The sequence below is a fragment of the Chryseobacterium sp. YR221 genome (assembly GCF_900176315.1).
GTDB lineage: Bacteria > Bacteroidota > Bacteroidia > Flavobacteriales > Weeksellaceae > Chryseobacterium > Chryseobacterium rhizosphaerae.
Map to the genome: position 1 here is coordinate 352,007 of NZ_FWXM01000003.1, position 21,285 is coordinate 373,291.

Genomic DNA, 21,285 nt, shown 5'->3' on the forward strand with positions numbered 1-21,285 from the left:
GATTGAATATTGATAAAAGTAGTATAAATAAAGATAAGCCGCAAATTTCAAATAAAAAAGGACCGGTATAACCGATCCTTCTTCTCTTTACATTCAATAGTCTTTTATTTTATGACCAGTTTGCTATTGTATGTCCCTTTTAAAGAATTGATGCTTATAACATACACTCCTTTAGGCACATTCACATTAAACTCTTTAGTTTGATCTCCTCCACTCTGATAAGCTGAAGAATAAATCAATCTTCCGCTTGAATCAAACATATTTACTTTCACTTCTCCTTTTAAGTTTCTGGACTTCACAAAGAAATGCCCATCACTAGGATTAGGATAAATTTTAATATCATCACCTAAAGAAGTCGTTAGTTCTTTGGTTCCTAAATTTTGGGTTTCCTGAGTACATACCTGAAGAGACCAGCCCGTGATGGTTCCAATAATCCCTTTGGTATTATCTGATGCATACAGTTTCCATTGTCCCTGAGCTTTATGCCCTTTGAAAACACCTAAAGATTCTTTTGATTTTACTTCTCCCTGGATAGGTGAACTACAAGTTACAGCACTTCCCGTATCACTGAATGTACCTGTGATTCCTGAACTATTGTTGCAGGCACGGTTCCAGATAAGAGCAGAAGTTCCTACCGGACTTTCAATTCCAACAGCTATATGTCTTACGTTGGCATGTGTAATGGCAGGGATCACTTTAATTTTGGTAATCGTTCCATTATTGTTGACCATTAATGGCGCTGTCACTTTAGGTGCTGAAATAGCTGATCCTCCAGGACCATCAGTAATCACAACGGGAACACCAGTATACGTATATGTTGCACAGGTTTCTCCGGTCACGGTATAATCAATTACAAAACTAGGGCTTACGGTATAATAAATATTTCCTACCGCTTCAACCATGATAAAAGCGTTTGCAGATGTAGATCCAGCGGGAATAGTAATTTCTTGTGTACCATCATTAGGTGTATTAGCTGCGACAACACTAAATGTCTGTCCGCCGTCAGTGGACAGTTTTATATTAACATTAGCTGTATTAACCGGAGCCTGATTGGTATTGGCAACATCCCATGTTACAATCATTGTATTTCCTGAAGTGGATGATTGCCCAAATGTAGGGGCTGTTATCTGGAAAGGACCTGCTCCGGCATTCACGGTTACCATCATTTCGTCTTTGCTGGTTTGTGGTGCAAGAGGATTATTACTTCTTGCAGTAAAGGTGAAATTCATACTTCTTGCTACGCTGGAAACAGATTCCCAGCGTGTTGTCAGTACTCCTGCCAATACTGTATTAAAATCAGGGAAATATCTTACCGGAGAACTTGCCGGAGAGACGGATCTGAAATTAGGTCCTGCCGGTTTGGTCGGATATGCAATAGAGTTTACATCTGTTTCTGGATCTCCGGCAGGGTCCATTTGTTCCCATGTATACGTATACGAAGAAGTATTGGCATCTGTAGTAGTTCCTTTTAGCACATAAGGAGTTGATTTTGGAATAATATAGTCTGCTCCGGCGCTGATAGTAGGAGCAGGATTTGAAAAGGGAGTTGTAGTACCACAACTTATACTGTTGATCGTATTTTTAATTTCCGTTACATTAAAAGTATGGAAATAGTCATTTGAATTATACTGGATATCATCGTCTCCTCCCATAATGCCTGTATAGGCCATAATAGTACTCCCTCCTCCCGGTTCCACTTCTGATGTACCGGATCCGTCAAGGTAGAGAGAAAATGTGTGGTTTGCTCCCATTTGATGCCCCATTTCGTGGGCAACATAATCGATATCAAATTTATCTCCTTCCGGAAAATTATGGGCTGTCCATCCTCTTCCCGCCTGAGCTCCACATAATGCATCCAGATAGGCAGCACCATTGGCATTTTTTTTATCCAACAGGTGTCCCATGTCAAAATCTGATGCATTAATTTGAGTTTTTATTCCGGGATCAGCTTCATCCGGTCCGGCACTCGGTGAATAAGGGTCTGTTGCCTTGTTTAGAAATATAATGGCCTCGTTATTGGCAATTAAATTAAAATGCAATGATAAATCCTTTTCAAAAACACTGTTAAGTCTGGTTAAAGTAGCATTCATTGCTGCCAGGATTACAGCTTTTTTCTGCACATCAGTTGCTGTAGCCGGAGTTCCTGCTGCCGTTAAGTGATATTCAGCATATTCTCCTGTACAGGATAATGCCATTCTGAATATATTAAAACCGGCAGTTCTTTTATTCGCAACACCGTTTTTTTTTTCAACAGAATTCCTCTTCATATCATCTACGGTAGAACATTCGAAAGGTTCTTTATCCTGCCCTCTTCTTGCGTTAGAATCAAATACAGCATATACTGTTCTGTCTTCCGTATAAGGTTCAATAAATTCTGATATTCCGGATCGTGTAATCATGGATGAGAATCCTACGGGAGAAAGACTGAATCTCAGATATACGGAAGGGTCTTCTATTCCTGTTCCTACATATGATTTAATATCCGGAAACTTTGCCTGTAATTCCGGAGCCATATTGGAAAATTCCCAAACCTGAAATCTTTCTAATTTTCCATTAGCGGCAGGAAGTGAAATAACAATTCCTTTTTCATTTGAAAAACGGTCAGGTGCTTTTTGTAAAGATTGTCTAAGCTGAGCAGTATCTAACAGATACAGAGCGGCAAACTCCAGTTTTTCCTGAGATTTTTTTACTTTCTGAGTTCTCAACTCAGTTCTTGTCCACTGTGAAAATCCTGAAAAAGGGATCAACAGTATAAAAATAAAGAAATAATGTTTCATTTAATTGTAATTTTTTGTGTATCACTAAATTACATAAAAAATTAATTGATTGAAGTTTTTTCACGATATTATGAATAAATCGCGTCTTAATTGAAGTAATCAAGAGGATAATTTTTAATCAATATCTATTTTTACAATAATTTTTCTGGATTTAGTGACAGAATTATTTTAGAAACAATCCTCTTTACAATGATACAGTATGGTATTCAAGGTTTCTATTTTCAAAAGATGCCTGGGTAGAGTCATAATATTCAGCTAAATATCAATGAATAATAGACGCATATTGATTCTTTATTCTCCTACCAAACGTTCAACAAATATAGTAGCCTGTCGGGGTAATGCAGCAATATTATTTCCCGCATCTGCCGGTAAATTGCCATTAAACACGATAGATATTCTATATACGTCTCCTACCGAATTCAGTGATAAAACAGTACTACCGGAGTCTCTTGTTTCCGGGTTATACTCTAAATTAAGGACAGTATATGGAGAAGTTGTATCATCAAAAGGAACTCCCTTTATTGTTCCTGAATAAAACCTCGTTCTAAACTCCCCACTTTGATCTCCTGGCTGTGTGGTATCATCACTACTCAAAAAATTAGATCTCCTTACCAGCATAGAATTGCCTGTCCAAACACTGCCTATACCTGACGTATTAAAAAATTTGAATTCCAGTTTTCCACCGACTCTCCTTTCGCAATTGATTCCAAAAATAATTCCACAAGATGAATTATTTCTATACCTGATTGATATATTTCCTATATCCACCGCTTCTGTAAGATAATTAAAGGTGCCGGGAATTTCAACTTTTTTTGCTACAAATTTTATTGTCTTAATTGTTGGCGTTTCAACATCAAATTTTGCTATAGGAACATAGTCTACATCTCCCTGGCTATTACCCACTAAAACCCGGTCATATACATTTGTACTGTCCTTTTTATCAGCAAGTGAACGTATTCTAAGATTTCCGTTCACATCCAGACTCCTGGTAGGAGTTACTGTATTAATACCAACTTTACCAATTTGCCCAAAAAAATGAGTATATGCTAATAGGCATAATAATAAAAAATTTATTTTCATAACATTATTTTTGTGTTTATTCAAAAAATTATAACAGCGTGTTTGCCTTAAAATTTTTAATTAAGATTTTTTTATAAATTTAATTAAGAATATTAATTATTAGAAAAAAAGCAGATACTACACAGGTACTTCACTATTCACAAATAACTAATAACCAACAACATACACCACATCCATAATACATAACGGATCCATCCGAATAACCCAAATGCTCCAATCCAACTATCTATATTTTTATGAATAGTGCTAAAACCTGTATTTTTTACTATTCAAACTCATAGCAACATGAATAAAGTAATCCATTTTTTCCTTTACAGCTTTATTCACATGGCCTTATATAAGGTAAAAGTCTTCCAACACTTTAAAGATATATTTGGTTACAACTTTAAAAAATTTTTATCTTTGAGGTTTAGGAGTTGTAAAATGAAAATAAATTTACCTGACAAACTGTATTATTCTATAGGAGAAGTTGCAAAAGCATTCGATGTAAACACTTCATTAATACGTTATTGGGAACAGGAATTCCCAATTATCAAACCTAAAAAGAATAGAAAAGGTAACCGCTATTTCACTCCTGAAGATATCAAGAACCTCCAGATGATCTACCATTTGGTAAAAGAAAAAGGCTATACGCTTGACGGCGCACGTGTTGCTTTGACTACCAACAGCAAAATTTCCGAAACCATTACGCTTATTGACAGGCTTGAATTTGTAAAAGCTGAACTTATCAAGCTGAAAGAATCTTTGGGAGAAAGAGATTCTGAATAATCCTTATCCTCATAAAAGTATAGCTACAGATTTTTTTCGTTGTTATACTTCTTATGAACCTTTAAATAATTCTAATTTTAAGGCTTTTATATGCATTTTAAAAGCTATTAAAAGGAATTTGTATGGTAAAATAGTTCATTTAATAGCCAGCCATTGCCTGGTCTTATTTTTATCAATAGGTTTACCTTATGATGAGAAAAAGCTATTATCGGAAACTGGCGTTTATGGTTTTGCTGTTGACCATCCTATTCGCCTACCAGAAATACACCAGCAGGGAAAAGAAATCTTTTCCCGAAGTGAAATTTATGATGGAGTCTTCTGCTCCCGTCAGTTTATCTGATTTTGATCCCAATACATTAAGTAAAGAACAGTGGCAACAGCTGGGATTCACAGAAAAACAGGTATCCACCATTCTTAAATACAAAGATATAGTGGGAGGCCAATTTGTTTCGAAAGATCAGTTGGAAAAATGCTATGCTATTTCTGAAGAGAAATTCAGTGAACTAAAATCCTTCATATTACTTCCCGAAACAAACGAAAAAAGCAACCCTCAAAATAGTAATCGTTTTGGAAAGAAAGCAATGGTTATTTCCGGAAAATTGAACCCTGATAAGCTTTCTGCCAATGATTGGGTAAAAATAGGATTCAGTGAAAAACAGGCTGAAGCTATTTTAAAATATAAAAATTATCTGGGAGGCAGCTTTATCAGCAAAGAGAAGTTTAAAGAATGTTTTATCATTTCTGCCGAAAACTATACTCAACTGGATCCCTATCTCTTATTACCGGCAAAAACTCCTGAAAACCTTAAGAATCTACATAGAAATACCGTTCTAAAATCTAAAATATCGTATCATCCCTTTGATCCCAACACCCTGGATGCAGAAGGTTGGATGACAATGGGATTTTCTGAGAAACAGGCCAATGTTATTGTTAATTATCGAAAACGGAATCTGGAAGAAGGTTTTAAAACAGCAGAAGATCTGCAAAAGTGTTTTGTAATTTCTCCCGAAAAATTTCAAGAATTAAAGCCTTATATCCAGATAAAAGAGAGGATAAAGCAACAGGAACAGACGGATTTCACAAAAACGAACCTCAACGCGATAACCTTTAAACAGCTTTTGGAATTTGGACTGGATGAAAGAAGTGCAGGATCCATCATTGGATTTAGAAAAAAGCTGGGCGGTTTCGTGAATAAGCAACAGATTCTGGATACCTACAATATTGATAAGGAACTGGTTCAGAAGCTGATTTCCATATGTCCGTTGGATACCTCTGCTGTTCCCAAATATTCTTTAGCAGAAGCTCCCGAAGACTGGCTTAAGAATCACCCGTACTTTAAATATTCAGCAGACAAAATCATCTTCTACCGCATTACCTATCCTGATGATAAAAAAATATGGAAGTTTCTGAAATTAAAGCCTGAATATGAGGAAAGAATGAAATTATACGTAAAATAACATAAGTCTGGAAAATTGAATTTCAACTACTTATGGCTTTGGAAGATCAATTAATCTCCGATAAAACTATCCCAAAAAGATCTATATTTTGGGATAATTTTTACTGTAAAACACTATTCTCAATTTTAATGATGCATATAATTGCTTGGGCCATTGGTTCCCTCAATGGATTCCGGTAATATGCCGTATCGGGTACGTAAGTTGACAGTCCCTAAGTTTTTTCCGGTATTGATATCAATTATACTAATGGTGCCGGAATTTAAGTTGGGAATATTTAGTAAATTATTCTGTACGGCTACCACTTCTTTTCCTGATTTGGTTTTGAAGAAAGCCATATGATGTGCTCCTTTATCCGCAGTAAAAGTTTTCAGCAGTTTTAGCTGAGGAAGATTGCTTAAGTCGAAGACAAGGACTTTTCCGGGATCTGCAAAACTTACATATAGTTTGTTTGTATCATCAATATACATTTCGAGCGCCCAGCCTAATCCTTGGGTACTTCCTTCAAACACTTTAGTAAAAGCATCATATTTTTTGGTTACAGTATTATATGGAGCGATCCAGATATCACCTCCAAGCATGGTGGTCGCAAGAGCATATTGTGGAAATTTTCCGCGTAGTAATAAAACCTCAACAGGACTGGACATATCTGTTGGAGAGTCTGCAACCTGATAGGTCTCCTTTAATTCATAGGTATTAAGGTCTAGTAACGTACAGGTATTCCCCATTCCGGTACTAAGATCCGGGTGAATGGTTGACGTTACCATCATTAATCCTTTTTCTTCATTAATGGAGATCCCATGGGGATACATTATAAATTGATTCGGATTGTCTTGAATGGGTGCTTTAATAGTTTTGATCAGCTTATTGTTATCAGCGTTAAAAACGCCTATGCTACCATCTTTTGGACCTCCTGCCCCTCCCATAAAGGTCATAAAATATCTTCCGTCATTGGTGAAAAACAAATTTTCACCTACTGTATTTTCACCTGTATCAATAGGTGTCGCATTAATTAATTGGGGCTGCCCCTTTTGATCTCTTTCGGTTTTTATCTGATAAAGATAGCTGCCTCCCAAAGCAGTGGTAAACATTTTTTGTTCAGTATGATTATAATAAATGTGGTGAGGCAGTACACCCACGCCCAATTCAAGCTTACTACTGATGTTTCCAAAATTGGGCGCTTCAGGATCCAGCTCTATGACAGCAAGCCCATCAGGCAATCCCTGTAAACTTCTGTAGTCAATATAAAACAAAGAATCATGGGGAAGATCCGGGCTGTGATTATCATTGTGACAATTAGTAAGTGTTATCAAAATAACAAATAAAAGAGCTACATTAAATTGTAATTTCATGATTTTCAGGTTATAGTTGTTGTTATTATAAATATAACACATTTTCAATGAAAAGTAAAATATATTACACCACTAAGTGAAAAACAATTAAATAACCTGAGATTCCGGAATAAAAAATAATCTTATAACTTACAACCTTATAGGTTTAGAAATCTATAAGACTTAACCAAGCTACTCTTTGAAAATCATTAAACAACAAGAGTTCACCTATAAACTCAGGTGTTTTTGTATACAATAAAATATATGTATGCTACAAAACTTTGTAAGTAATGTAGGAAAAAGATCAAAAAAAGAAATTGGAACTGCTAAGATAGACGTATAGATCTTAGTCGATCGTTTTATTAGAATCTATCAATAAAGTGTTTAGAGTATTAAGTTCTTCATCAGTCAAATCTCTCCATTTTCCGATAGGGAGATCCAGTTTAATGTTCATGATACGGATCCTTTTCAGCTTTTTCACCTCATAACCGAGATATTCACACATTCTTCGGATCTGTCTGTTCAGCCCTTGTGTAAGAACAATCCTAAAGTTCATATCATCAATTTTCTCCACTTCACATTTTTTGGTCACTGTATCTAAAATAGGGACCCCATTTCTCATTTTCTCCAGAAACCTTGGGTTGATAGGCTTATCTACCCGAACAATGTATTCTTTTTCGTGGTTGTTTCTCGCTCTGAGGATTTTATTGACGATATCACCATCGCTGGTTAAAAGAATAAGCCCTTCACTGGGTTTATCCAATCTTCCGATAGGGAAAATCCTTTTAGGATAATTGATATAATCTACAATATTATTTTTTTCACGTTTGGTGTCTGTCGTGCAGACAATGCCTACCGGCTTGTTGAAAGCAATATATACCGGCTTATCCTCCTGTTCTCTGATAGGCTTTCCATCTACTTCTACTACATCTTCATCTGAAACCTTCGTTCCCAGTTCAGGAATTTTACCATTGATGGTTATTCTTCCTTCTTCCAAAAGTTTATCCGCGGCTCTTCTCGAACAGAACCCAACTTCTGATAAATATTTATTAATACGTGTTTTTTCCATTAATCTATCCCGTAACCGTTATCATTTTTATTGCCCACTGAAATAAGTATACCTTATCTATTCTTTCTTTACATTCCTTCAAATCGAAAGTCGTTGTTCAAAAACTGATCTGTAGCATCTTCAATTTTATAATCACCGATCTTAGTACGTCTCAACTGAGTCAGGTAGGCTCCTACTCCAAGCTCCTGTCCTATATCATGAGCCAGGCTTCTGATATAGGTGCCTTTTGAACAACCTACCATAAAACTAACCAAAGGAAACTCAATCTTGATATCTTTGATGTAATGAATGGTTGTTTTTCTGGATTTCATTTCAACTTCCTCTCCTGCTCTGGCAAGATTATAAGCTCTTTGACCATCAATCTTTATGGCAGAATAAACGGGTGGCTTCTGCTCAATTTCTCCTACAAATTTTTCCAGTGCTTCTTTTACCAGTTCTTCTGATACAGCTGAAATATCCTGCTGAAGAATCTCCGGCTTTTCGGTATCATAAGATTCTGTCTGTACCCCAATTTTAATTTCTGTCCAGTATTCTTTTGGGGCATCCTGGATTTCGGGAATATTCTTTGTGAATTTCCCACAGCATACGATAAGAAGTCCTGTTGCTCTGGGATCTAATGTTCCGGCATGCCCAATTTTAAATTTCTTGGGAAGGTCAAACTCACGTTTAAGTTTATATTTCATTTTATTGACAGCCTGGAAAGACGTCCAGTCCAAGGGTTTGTCTAATAAAAAGGTATATCCTGATTTCAGTTCTTCAGCAGTCATGAATGGTAGCGACTAAGCAATTAATAATGAATGAATGTTTTGTTTATTTAAAGAAATAAAAATAAATCAACAAGGCTACACCTACAAAAATACGGTACCAACCCCAAGGTTTGAAACCATATTTGTTCAGCACTCCAATGAATGCCTTAATTGCAATAAGAGCTACAATAAATGCCACTACATTCCCTACAATAAAGATCATGATGTGATCCTGTGAAGCCATAATCATTTCGTATCCTTTCTGTGGATTTCCGGTTTCTTTTCCCCATGTTTTCACAAACACAGAATATACTGTTACTGCCAGCATCGTAGGAACCGCAAGGAAGAAAGAAAATTCAGCCGCTGCTTTTCTTGTAAGCCCCTGAGCCATTCCTCCAATAATAGAAGCTGCACTACGGCTTGTTCCCGGCATCATCGCAAGACATTGCCAGAATCCAATGGTCACTGCATTTCTTATGGTAATTCCTTTTTCATCATCAATTTTAGGATTCTTAAACCATTTATCCGCAAACAGTAAGATAACACCTCCCAGCACCAATACTGAAGAGATAGCAATCTGATTCCCAAGAATGGCCTCAATTTTATCATCAAATAAATACCCTAAAACCAATGCAGGGACTACGGCAAAACCCAGCTTAAAGTAAAACTGAATATTTTTTAAATCAAAAAACTTTTTCCAGTAAGCCACTACTACAGATAAAATAGCTCCAAACTGAATAGATACCTGAAACATCTTCAAAAATTCATCTTCAGGAAGCCCCATCAGGTTTGCAGTGAATCCCATGTGTGCGGTAGAAGAAATAGGAAGATATTCCGTAAGCCCTTCTACAATAGCAATAATAATTGCGTTAATTAAATCCATATTCTTTCAAAAAATTAAAAGATTAAGAGATTCTGAAGCTTAGAATACGTGATTCTAAATTCCTAAATCTCTTAATCTCTAAATATAAATTATTTCTATTTTCTTTTTAAAATAGCATATACTTCTATTGCAAAACCAATGACAACAAACAAAGGTGCTATCCTGATCCTTCTAATAGAAAAAATGCCATCGTTCCATGAGTTGGGGTCAAGTTTACCGTCTACTGTATTAGCATCCGGGCCCATCATCAGTAGAAAACCACCTACGATAAATGCAAGACCTATCAACATCCATTTGAAGTTCTGCTGTCCGAAATAAAAGGAGTTTTCCTGTGGTGCTTCCACTTCTCGGCCGAACTCCGTAGCGGAAAATTTATTTGTTTTTTTGCTCATTGTTAAGAGTAATATAAGTCGTCAACGTTTGATCTTAAGAATCTCCAGGTTGCAATAATGGTACTTAGGACGGTAATAAAAATTCCTACTCCGAATACCAGTAGCACAAGCCATACATACTGTTGATTATCCTGTACAAATGCTGATCCAATCTGGTTGGTAAAGTAATACCAAACTCCAAATAAAGCTAAAAGACCAATCAGAGCACCAATAGCTCCCAAGACAATAGCCTCAATAATGAATGGCTTAAGAATAAATCTTCTTTTGGCCCCCACCAGCTGCATAGTCTTAATGATAAATCTCTTGGAAAATATTTTCAGACGGATAGAATTGTTGATCAATACAACAGCTAACACCAGGAACAGAACTGAAAATCCTAAGATCCACTTTAAGATTCTGCTCAGGTTATTGTAAACATCCACCATCAATGTACTATCATTTTTAACATCTACAATACCAGGCACAGATTTGATTGCCTTAATGGCTTCATCAATTTTTGCAGGATCTACATATTCAGGTTTTAACGCAATTTCGATAGATGAAGGGAAAATGTTTTCTTCAAACAATGCGTCACTATCGATACCCATACTTTTCTTGGCTTCTTTTGCAGCCATACTTCTTGAGATATAGGTAGCTTTCTTTACAGGAGCTAAGGTCTGTACCTTTTTTAAAGTTTCTTCCTCCAGTTTCGCAATCTTTACAGAATCTTTAGCGTCATAGTTTTCATCAAAATAGGCATTCACTACCAATTGTTCTTTGATATAGTCAGAATACTTCTGGGCATTAATCAGAATAAGCCCCATTAAGCCTAACAAAAATAACACTAAGGCAATACTTATCACTACTGTAATATTGCTGGACCGAAGCCTTTTCTTATTAAAATCATCTACAGATTTAGCCATTAATATTAAAATTTTTGGCTAAAATAGAAAAAATCTTCCGAAATTTGGGACGAAAAAGAGAAAATCACTGTTAATAAAATCATAAAAAACTTTGAGTGTAAAAGCAAAAAAACATCTTGGTCAGCACTTTCTGACAGATGAAAACATCGCAAGAAAAATAGTAGAAGGTCTTAGTTTTGAGAACTATACCAACATTATGGAAGTAGGTCCCGGAATGGGAGTTCTTACCAAGTATCTTCTAGAAAAAGATCAAAATATTTATCTCGCAGAAATAGACACGGAATCTATTGAATACCTGAAAAAGAACTATTCCAGTATTACAGAAAATACTTTTGTAGGAGATTTTCTGAAACAGGACTTCAATTTTATCAAAGATGAGCAGATTGCTATCATTGGAAATTTCCCTTATAATATTTCTTCACAGATATTATTCAAGATCGTAGATTATTATGGACTGGTCCCTGAAATGGTAGGGATGTTCCAAAAAGAAGTTGCCGAAAGAACAGCGGCTGTACCCAGAACTAAAGATTACGGTATTCTTTCCGTTCTGATTCAGGCCTATTATGATGTAACGTATCTGTTTACAGTTCATGAAAATGTTTTCAACCCACCACCGAAAGTAAAATCCGGGGTAATCAGGCTTACGAGAAATCCGAAGGAAGGTTTAAGCGGTAATGAGATCTTATTTAAACAGATTGTAAAAGCAGGATTCAACCAGAGGAGGAAAAAGCTTTCGAATGCATTAAAAGTTTTGAATATACCTGAAGCATTGAAAACCCACGAATTCTTAGACAAAAGAGCGGAAGAGCTTAGTGTCTCAGACTTTATAAGCTTCACCAAGCTTTGGAAAGAAAATCAATAGCATATACTCACTGTTTTATATTCCATTAATTTTTTAGTTCAGGTATAAAACAACAAAGTCTGTCTAAATCTATTTTGATTACAGTAAAAAAGCCTTTCAGATGTACTGAAAGGCTTTTTTGTTGTTTATCTTTTATTTTTTATTCCCTGTTTTTCAGCATAATCCATCCTGATGAATTCATCTGAGCTTTTGACTTAGGGTATTCAAAATTAAACTTATACCAATAGGTAGCGGTTGGAAGTCTCTTTCCTACAACAGTTCCATCCCATACAGGGTTTTCTTTTGAGAACCTGAATACTTCCACACCATATCTGTCATAAATAGAACCTGTAAAGTTTTTAAATTCTCCAAGCGCTTTAAGATCCAGTACATCATTGATCCCATCCTGATTCGGAGTAATAATATTATTGATCTTTAAGGTAAAGAAATCTAAAGTACCCACACAATGAGTTCCTACTCTTCTTACCAGAATAGTATAGGTAGTATTATCTAAAAGCCCGGTAAAGGTATTAGATTCCTGCCATGTAATTCCGTTATCTATAGAATATTCCAGCTTGCTTGGTGTATTGTTCATTGGAGGATTTTCTGCTGTTACCACCATGGTTTTTTTGGCCCCATCATAGTTGATTGCTGTAACATAAGGCGTAGCAGCTCCCATCACTTTAACAGAGAATACCTTTTTACAGATTCCGTTATCAATTTCTACAGTATAAATCCCCCACTGGTCTACTTCAATCTTCCGTGTCGTAGCACCTGTGCTCCAAAGGTATTTATAATTAGGGCCTGCTCCTGCATCCAGGGTCACTTTGTCACCCACACACATTTCAACATCATGTAAAGGAGTCGTAATTTCCGGAGTAACCTCTATTCTTATGGTGGCAGGATTCAGTGATCTACATCCTTTTGGCCCTATTGCATATACTGTAAAAACAGTAGTCTGGTGCAACGTAACCGTCTGTGTACTTCCGGTACCCGGGAAATTATCCCAGAAATAAGTTGTTCCTCCTTCAGCAGAAAGCGTCACAGATTCTCCCGGACATATTTTTATCTTGGATGATTTTAATTTTGCCGTAGGGGTTACTTCTTTTAGCAATTTCAATTCTATCATTTTACTACAGAAACCTCCGTTTGAAACCACTACATATAAAATCTGACCATCTGTACCATTATAATTCAATATATTCTGGATATTATTGCCGTTTTGGGCAATAGCATCTGCCTGATCAACATAAAATTTGAATACAGCACCCGGTGTTGGACTGATTGAAGGCATGATGGTACTTAAATCAAAGGTGGTAATATCCGGGGTAGTACAAAGGAGCAATGTTGCATCCTGAGCCTGTGGGGTAGTTCCACCGTGAATTTGAATAGATGCCTTTCCGGGACATGGATTTCCTGGAACACTTACCTCAATAGTATAACTTCCCGGTTGTGTGGCAGTAATGGTATTGCTGGTCGCATTAGGAATTGCTACTCCATTCAGATACCACTGATATAGTAAATTAGGATCACTTACAGAAGCTGTAATCACCTGTGGTACATTATCGCAGACATTGATATCAGAAGGCAATGTAGCCCCACTTGGATCCAACAGCTCTACTCCAATATTAAAAGAACCTCCTTCAAGGAATACAGCAGAATCATATGAGTGGTCAGCTCCATAAGGCCCGTAATCGGCAATTACCATTTTAAAGTGATATTCCTGCCCTGGGGTTACCGTAGCGGTAGCTGTAAGGGGAATTGTTCTTCCATTAAAGTTTGTTTCAATATGGGCTGTGTTATATCCTGCAAAATACTGTTCATTGACAGCAGCACAACCTCCTCCACCGGGAATTGCCGGACGAATATTGGTAATACTTACAGGACCTGCTCCATTGGGAAGGACAGCCATATTGGTATAAGGACCTCCGGATGTAGGTCTAAGCAATATAGCAAAAGCATCCGCATAGTTACATGGAAAAGTAGAAGTATATTCCTGAGATGCCAGAATATAATTAAACTTTATTTGAGAAGTAGTAGGTACGAAATCAAATTCCAAAAGTACAGCATCAGTTAATGTTCCTGTTGCACCCGTAGCCTGAGCTAAGTCGGAATCAGTACCACCTCCATTGGTATCACTAAGATAATCCTGGAAGTTATTCCCTGCTTTATTGGCATATCCTGTAGAAAGAATAATACCATCTTTAAACGGGAAATTGGTCGTGGCTTTGTTAAAATATCCCCATGATCTGTTGGCATCTCCTACAGCATGATTAGGGGTAATCTTTACGTTGGTCACATTGGGAGTTACACAAGTATTGGTTCCTGATGAAATCAGGACATCTTTCACCAGTTTTTCTATGGTATAGCTGGTTTCAGTATAACTTGGAGCATTTACATCAATAAAAACACCCGCCCTTCTGGATTGTTCAGTTCTTACACTTTTAATGATCTTTCTGGGTTCGTGTATTTGTGAGTATAAAAAATTGGAAACAATTAAAAAAAATAAATAAAACGGTAGATATCTTCTTCTCATAATACTTTGTTTCAACAAATTTAATTTTTTTTTAAATATACCACATACATATTTATTTTTTTTTATAAAAAAACTACAAAAACACCTATAAAAGCTTATCACAAGCTATTTCAAACAATACCTATTATTTCAGAATAAAATAACCCAACAGCTATTAACTCTCTTTAAAGACACTAGCATATGAAATCAAAAATTAATTCCCTGAAAAATAAGATTGTTCCCAGACTCTGCCTTATTATTTTTTTCATGAATTCTTGTAGACCTATTATCCCGATAATGATTTCAGAAACATTCAGTTTGATTCCAATATCTATTGTAAAAACAAACAAAATCTTCCATTTCCGGAAGATTTTGTTATGTCGTCTATTTTATAATCGTATTAATTTCTATTTTTCAGTAAGATCCAACCTGAACGCTGCTCCAGCTTTTTACTGGCCGGATTTTCCCATTGTACCCTATACCAATACGTACCGGTAGGAAGATTTAACCCTTTCATAGAACCTACCCACACCGCATTATCTTTTGTTGCTTTAAATACCTCAGCTCCATACCTGTCAAAGATAGAGGCTGCAAAGTCTTTATAACCACTGATTCCTGTAAAGTCTATTGTATCATTGAAGCCATCCATATTAGGAGTAATGGCATTACTGATAACCAGTGTAAAATAATCCAATGAGGTACCACATTTTGCACCTACTACACGCACCATTAAGTGGTAGTTCGTATTATTTAAAGTACCATAAAATATATTAGAAGATTGCCACGTTGCCCCTCCGTCTATAGAGTACTCTAAAATACCTCCTGTCGGATTACTCGCCGTAAGGGTAAGAACATGATTTTCATAAGTTATATTCGTAAACTGAGGTAAATCAGGATTAATCAGCTGAGCTGAAAAGACTTTGGAACATGTCCCGTTACTTATGGTAACACTATACGTTCCAGGAAGATTAACAGAGATGGTCTGAGTAGTTGCACCTGTACTCCACAGATAAGTATAATTAGTTCCTGCCCCGGCATCTAAAATACCGCTATCTCCAGCACAAACATACACATCTTTTAAGGTAGACTTAATAGCAGGTACTACTTCTATTTTTACGGTAGCAGGGTTTACTGAGCTACATCCATTTCCTCCCAGCGCATAAACAGAATACTCAGTAGTACCTACTGGAGGAGTAACTACCTGGGTATTTCCATTTCCGGGAAGACCTACCCAATTATAAGTAATTCCTCCCGTAGCTGTTAATGTAACAGATTCGCCTTCACAGATTTTTGACTTTGAAGCTGATATTCCCGCAATAGGAGGACCCACCTCAACGGTAACTGTAGCAGGAGTTGCAGAAACACATCCATTAGCTCCTACTGCATAAACCGTGTATACGGTTGTTGTTCCCGGAGAAACTACTTGCGTACTTCCGTTTCCGGGAAGACCTGTCCAGTTATACGTAGCACCACCGGTAGCCGTCAGTGTTACAGATTCTCCCAAACATATACGGGGTTGAGAGGAAGTAAGGCCTGCGGTTGGCAATGTGGTGTCCTGAGATACTGTCACATTTGAAGTGTACGTACAGCTTAAATTTCCAGGCTGAGATACGTTCGTAACAGTTAATGTATAGGTACCGCCTGCACTTACTACAGGGGTAAGAGTATTAGCTCCCGATACTATAGTTCCTCCTGCTGTTGTCCATGCTATGGTAGAGCCTGGAGGTACTACTGAAGCCGAAGCATTTAAAGTAACCTGAGGAGTTGTACAGGTAACCGTTTGTGGCTGTGCTATAGTAAGAGTTGTCACTGCCGTTCTTAATAATTGCAGGGAAACTACATAGCTACATCCTCCGTTACTTACCAAAACGTATATCGTTTGATTTCCCGGTGGTGAATATGCCGTTGGAGTTGCAATAAAATTAGCATTCCCCGCATTGGCATCAGCCTGATTGACATAATAAACAAACGTAACTCCCGCCGCCGTGGTAATCTGAGTCTGTGCTTGTGTAAGATCATAGGTTAATCCGGGTTCATAACATTTATGGAGTGTTGCATTTTGTGCTGTAAACGGCTGAGAGACCACTATGGTTATGGTTGCAGGATTCTGAGATACACAACCATTCGCTCCTACCGCCGTTACCGAATATGTGGTAGTGGTGGTAGGTGATACTGTTTGTGTATTTCCTGTTCCGGGAAGACCTACCCAGTTATAGGTAGCACCTCCGGAGGCAGTCAATACTACAGAATCTCCGTTACAGATATTCAGTTTAGTTGCTGTAAGCCCTGTTGCCGGCGGAGCACTGTCTCCTGTCACGGTAACTGTAGCCGTAGCCGTACAAATAACATTTCCAGGCTGAAAGGTATTAGATATTGTTAAAGTATAAGTACCTGCTGCATTGACAACAGGAGTCAGTGTATTACCTCCGGAAACAATATTACCTCCCGTTGTAGTCCAGTTAAATGTTGCTCCTGCAGGATAAACAGATGCAGATGCATCCAGTGTGGTCTGTGAGTTAACACAGGTTAATACCACCGGAGGAGCGATAGTCCCTGTCATCTGCGGTGCTTTTATCAACTGCAGCTGAGCCACTTTGGAACAGAAACCGTTTTTAACCAGAACATAAACTGTTTGACCTCCAGCACTTGGATAGGTTGTAGGATTAGGAATTGTATTTGCATTTCCTGCATTGGCATCAGCCAGAGTAGTATAATATTGGAAAGTAGCGCCCGGAGTCGTACTTATTGATGTTTGTGCAGACGGTAAATTAAAAATAGCATTTCCAGCAGTGTAACAAGCTGTTAAACTGGCATTCTGCACTGTAGGAGATGTCCCTCCTACTACAGTAATACTGGCTTCTCCCGGACATGTATTTCCCTGGATATAAACCTTCACAGAATATACTCCAGGTTGAGTAGCTGTATAACTGGCTCCGGTAGCTCCTGCAATAGCATTAGGACCTAGAAACCATTGATACGTAACATTAGCTCCCTGAACAGAGGCCGTAAAAGTCTGTGGAGAATTATCACACATATTCACAGAGGCAGGAAGCTGTACTCCTGCAGGATCCAGGATCTTTACTCCAATATCAAATGATCCTGCTTCCAGAAAAACAGCGGTATCAAAGTTACGGTCCTGAAAATCGGCAAGCACCATTTTAAAATGATAAGTCTGCCCCGGAACAACAGTTGCTTTTGCCGTTAAAGGAATGGTACGTCCGTTAAAATTAGTTTCGATCTGAGCAGTATTCGTTCCACCATAATAAGCTTCGTTGATAGGCCCGCAATTGGGATAAGCAGGGTGGATATTTTTTACACTTACCGGTCCTGCACCAGCTGGAAGCACAGCCAGATTGGTATAAGTAGGATCACCCACTTTTTTTAATAAAAGGGCAAATCCATCGGTAATGGTACAGGGAAAATTTTGTTGATATTCTTTGGATGCAAATAAATACCTGAATGAAATTTCGGTGGAGGAAGCCACAAAATCAAATTCTATAGAGGTAGCATCAAACAATTGATTATTAGGAATATTCAATACAGTAGCCAGATCATTATCTCCACCCGAAGGCAGTGCATCACTCAGTGTTGACTGAAAATCATTTCCTGCCTTGTTTGCATACCCTGTTGAAAGAATAATCCCTTTACTAAAAGGAAAATTGGTAGTTGCTTTATTAAAATATCCCCAGCTTCGTTCCGAATTCCCCGGAGCCAGATTAGGAGATACCGTTACATTATTTACGGTAGAGGTAGTACATCCGCCTCCGGATATCAAAACATCCTTCACCAGCTGTGTAATATTATAGCCTGATTCAGGATAGTTTGGTGTATTTACGTTAATAAAAGCTCCCGCTCTCATTGAAGCAGAGCTTCGTTTTACGGCCATCTCTGTTCTATCTCTGTTTTGAGAAGAGACAAAGGTTCCCATAAAAATAAAAAATAACGCAAAAAATAAACTTCCTTTCCTCCTATTTAACATTTTATATTATTTTAAACAAAAATACTATTTTTTTTGATTTAAATTCAGTTTAATGCAATTTACATTATTACTAACGCAAGTTTATTTATTATAGGATATCAACTTTATTTATTTCAAAATAATAAAAAAAAGACTGACAAAATAGTCAGTCTTTCAATGATAATTCAAAATTACTCTATATTTTTAAGCAATATCCAGCCTGTTTTTACAGTAGGCTGTTTACTGGCGGGATCTTCGTAGGTTATCTGATACCAATAAGTACCTGTAGATAATTTTTTACCCTGGAAATAACCATCCCAGTAAGGTCTTATTTTTTCAGCTTTATAGACTTCTCTTCCATAGCGGTCAAAAACAAAACCACTAAATCCATTATAACTGCTCACTCCTCTGAAGTCGATCACATCATTTATATTATCTCCGTTGGGAGTAATTACATTTTTCATAACAAAGGTGAAGTATTCCAGGAATCCTACACAACTTGTATATTTAACTCTCACCCGAATAGAAATCAGCTTATTCTTTGGTACATTTCCAAATACATTGGAAGACTGCCAGCTTACTCCGTTATCTATTGAATATTCCAGAGTTCCATTACTCGGATTGCTTGCAGTAAGGATTAAAGTACCGTTCTCATTAAAATCCACTTTTGTTATTGCTGGAATTACTGCACGGATCACCTGAGTCTTAAATACTTTAGAACATACTCCATTACTGATTGTCACTGTATATTCACCCGGCGTATCCACGGTAATAGCCTGAGTTGTTTCTCCTGTACTCCATTCGTAGGTATAAGAAGGTCCGGAACCCGCATCTAAAAGGATCCGATCTCCCTGACAGATATGTCCTCCTTTCAGTGATGAAACAATAGCAGGTACCACCTCTACGGTCACCGTAGCCGCTTGCAGAGATTTACATCCCTGAGCTCCTATCGCATACACTGTATAAGTGGTGGTTTGAGTAGGGCTTACTGTTCTGATCGCTCCTGCTCCGGAATTATCATTCCATTGATAGGTTACCCCGCCTTCCGCTGTAAGCAGTAAAGATTCTCCTACACAGATTTTTAACCGTGAAGCTTTAAGCGAAGCAACAGGAGTCTCTTCTTTTCTTAAAGTAAGGGTGGCTATTTTACTACAGAATGCTCCGTTGGAAACATTTACATATAAAATCTGGCCATCCGTTCCGTTATAATTTGTAAGATTTGTAATGAAGCTATTATTCTGAGCCTGAGCATCAGCCTGAGTGGTATAAAAACGGAATACAGCTCCCGGTGTAGTACTGATCATAGGTTTGGCATTTTCCAAATTGAAAGTACTCAGCGTAGGTGTTGAACAGAGTTTCATTTCTGCATTCTGTACCGTTGGGCTGGTTCCTCCTATAATAGTAATAGTAGCTTCTCCCGGACACTGATTTCCAGGAATCATTACTTTTACAAGATAAACACCCGGCTGGGTTGCAGTATAAATCGCATTGGTTGCTCCGGGAATTAAAACCCCATCTTTATACCATTGGAAAGTCATTCCGGGAATGGTAGCCACCTGTGCTTTAAGCTGTTGTGGCGTATTATCACACATATTAATGGTACCAGGTAAGGCAGTTCCTGTACCATCTACAATTTTAATTCCAATATCAAAAGACCCTCCTTCTAAAAAAACCGCCGAATCATACCCCGGATCCCTGGCATCTGCCAGTACCATTTTAAAATGATAGGTCTGTCCTGGAATTACATCCGCAACAGCTGTTAAAGGAGTGGTTCTACCGTTATAGTTAATGCCCACATGCGGAGTATTCATGGCTCCAAAGTATGTGGCATTGATAGGACCGCAAGAGAACCCATTTCCAGCAGGAACAATATTTGTTACGCTTACAGGTCCTGCTCCACCGGGTAATACCGCAAGATTTGTATAGGTAGGATCACCCACTTTTTTCAATAAAAGGGCAAAGGCATCTGTATAGTCAGTACACGGATAATTGGAAGCATATTCTTCAGAAGCAAATATATAATTAAACTTTACCTGAGTAGAGTTTGGAACAAAATCAAATTCAAGTGCCACAGCATCCTGTAAGTTATAAGGTGGATTAATAGCTGCTACAAGATCAGGATCACTTCCTGAGCCTGGGGATGATCCAAGGTGGCTATTGAAAGTATTCCCTCCTTCTTTTGCATAACCTGTAGTCAGTACAATACCATCAGTAAAAGGAAAATTTGCAGTCCCTTTATTGAAATACCCCCAGAATCTGTTTACATTATCCAACCCCTGATTGGGTGAAACAGTAACGTTGGATACATTAGCTGTAGTACAGTTGGTCCCCCCGTTGATCAGGATATTCTTCACCAATAATTCGGGAGTATAATTGGAGGCTGCATAAGGAGGTACATTTATATCTACAAATGTTCCCGCCCGTAAGCTTTCTGCAGAAGGCTTCACTTTTAAAGGTTTTCTTCTAGGTGATGTCTGAGAGAAAACAGAAATAGAAGTCAATAAAAATACTAAAAGAAAAAAATAGTTTTTAGATCTATAATGTAACATTTTAATTTTATTTGCCCAAA

At 37.4% G+C, this 21,285-nt stretch carries 14 protein-coding genes; 3 read left to right on the top strand and 11 right to left on the bottom strand.

Going from position 1 to position 21,285, the window contains the following annotated elements:
* Window positions 1-104: 104 nt before the first annotated feature.
* Window positions 105-2,777: a reprolysin-like metallopeptidase gene (locus B8967_RS10770; protein WP_084086098.1), complete on the bottom strand. Its 2,673-nt coding sequence runs from the start codon at window positions 2,775-2,777 to the stop codon at window positions 105-107.
* 291 nt (window positions 2,778-3,068) lie between these two features.
* Window positions 3,069-3,857, bottom strand: a complete 789-nt coding sequence (locus B8967_RS10775; RefSeq protein ID WP_084086099.1) for a hypothetical protein — start codon at window positions 3,855-3,857, stop codon at window positions 3,069-3,071.
* 423 nt (window positions 3,858-4,280) lie between these two features.
* Between B8967_RS10775 and B8967_RS10780 the strand changes: the two genes are divergently transcribed.
* Together B8967_RS10780 and B8967_RS10785 are read left to right on the top strand one after the other, a co-directional pair.
* A complete protein-coding gene (locus B8967_RS10780; RefSeq protein WP_047485652.1) occupies window positions 4,281-4,625 on the top strand; it encodes a MerR family transcriptional regulator in 345 nt (114 codons plus the stop codon).
* 188 nt (window positions 4,626-4,813) lie between these two features.
* Complete coding sequence (locus B8967_RS10785) at window positions 4,814-6,082, top strand: helix-hairpin-helix domain-containing protein (RefSeq protein WP_084086100.1); 1,269 nt, start codon at window positions 4,814-4,816, stop codon at window positions 6,080-6,082.
* Window positions 6,083-6,207: 125 nt separating this feature from the next.
* Here B8967_RS10785 and B8967_RS10790 read toward each other — a convergent pair whose 3' ends face one another.
* The 6 genes from B8967_RS10790 to B8967_RS10815 form a co-directional block, all read right to left on the bottom strand.
* Window positions 6,208-7,431: a YncE family protein gene (locus tag B8967_RS10790; protein ID WP_123863285.1), complete on the bottom strand. Its 1,224-nt coding sequence runs from the start codon at window positions 7,429-7,431 to the stop codon at window positions 6,208-6,210.
* Between the two features lie 325 nt (window positions 7,432-7,756).
* Window positions 7,757-8,479 carry a 23S rRNA pseudouridine(2604) synthase RluF gene (rluF, locus tag B8967_RS10795; protein WP_084086101.1) on the bottom strand — a complete coding sequence of 241 codons (723 nt, stop codon included), beginning with the start codon at window positions 8,477-8,479 and terminating at the stop codon, window positions 7,757-7,759.
* A gap of 68 nt (window positions 8,480-8,547) precedes the next feature.
* The gene (gene truB / locus B8967_RS10800) at window positions 8,548-9,246 is read right to left on the bottom strand and encodes a tRNA pseudouridine(55) synthase TruB (RefSeq protein WP_084086102.1); all 699 of its coding nucleotides are present in this window, start codon (window positions 9,244-9,246) and stop codon (window positions 8,548-8,550) included.
* 43 nt (window positions 9,247-9,289) lie between these two features.
* The gene (locus tag B8967_RS10805) at window positions 9,290-10,108 is read right to left on the bottom strand and encodes an undecaprenyl-diphosphate phosphatase (RefSeq protein ID WP_047485661.1); all 819 of its coding nucleotides are present in this window, start codon (window positions 10,106-10,108) and stop codon (window positions 9,290-9,292) included.
* Between the two features lie 95 nt (window positions 10,109-10,203).
* Window positions 10,204-10,500: a DUF3098 domain-containing protein gene (locus B8967_RS10810; RefSeq protein WP_047485663.1), complete on the bottom strand. Its 297-nt coding sequence runs from the start codon at window positions 10,498-10,500 to the stop codon at window positions 10,204-10,206.
* A gap of 2 nt (window positions 10,501-10,502) precedes the next feature.
* Window positions 10,503-11,402 carry a cell division protein FtsX gene (locus B8967_RS10815; RefSeq protein WP_084086103.1) on the bottom strand — a complete coding sequence of 300 codons (900 nt, stop codon included), beginning with the start codon at window positions 11,400-11,402 and terminating at the stop codon, window positions 10,503-10,505.
* A gap of 91 nt (window positions 11,403-11,493) precedes the next feature.
* Between B8967_RS10815 and rsmA the strand changes: the two genes are divergently transcribed.
* On the top strand, window positions 11,494-12,264 hold the full coding sequence (gene rsmA, locus B8967_RS10820) for a 16S rRNA (adenine(1518)-N(6)/adenine(1519)-N(6))-dimethyltransferase RsmA (protein WP_047485667.1): 771 nt from the start codon (window positions 11,494-11,496) through the stop codon (window positions 12,262-12,264).
* A gap of 139 nt (window positions 12,265-12,403) precedes the next feature.
* On the opposite strand, the gene B8967_RS10825 is transcribed toward rsmA, so the two are convergent.
* The 3 genes from B8967_RS10825 to B8967_RS10835 form a co-directional block, all read right to left on the bottom strand.
* Window positions 12,404-14,779, bottom strand: a complete 2,376-nt coding sequence (locus B8967_RS10825; protein WP_047485669.1) for a T9SS C-terminal target domain-containing protein — start codon at window positions 14,777-14,779, stop codon at window positions 12,404-12,406.
* Between the two features lie 379 nt (window positions 14,780-15,158).
* Window positions 15,159-18,737: a choice-of-anchor L domain-containing protein gene (locus B8967_RS10830; RefSeq protein ID WP_084086104.1), complete on the bottom strand. Its 3,579-nt coding sequence runs from the start codon at window positions 18,735-18,737 to the stop codon at window positions 15,159-15,161.
* Window positions 18,738-18,907: 170 nt separating this feature from the next.
* Window positions 18,908-21,265 (bottom strand): choice-of-anchor L domain-containing protein, encoded by a 2,358-nt coding sequence (locus tag B8967_RS10835; RefSeq protein WP_084086105.1) that lies wholly within the window; start codon window positions 21,263-21,265, stop codon window positions 18,908-18,910.
* Window positions 21,266-21,285 lie beyond the last annotated feature (20 nt).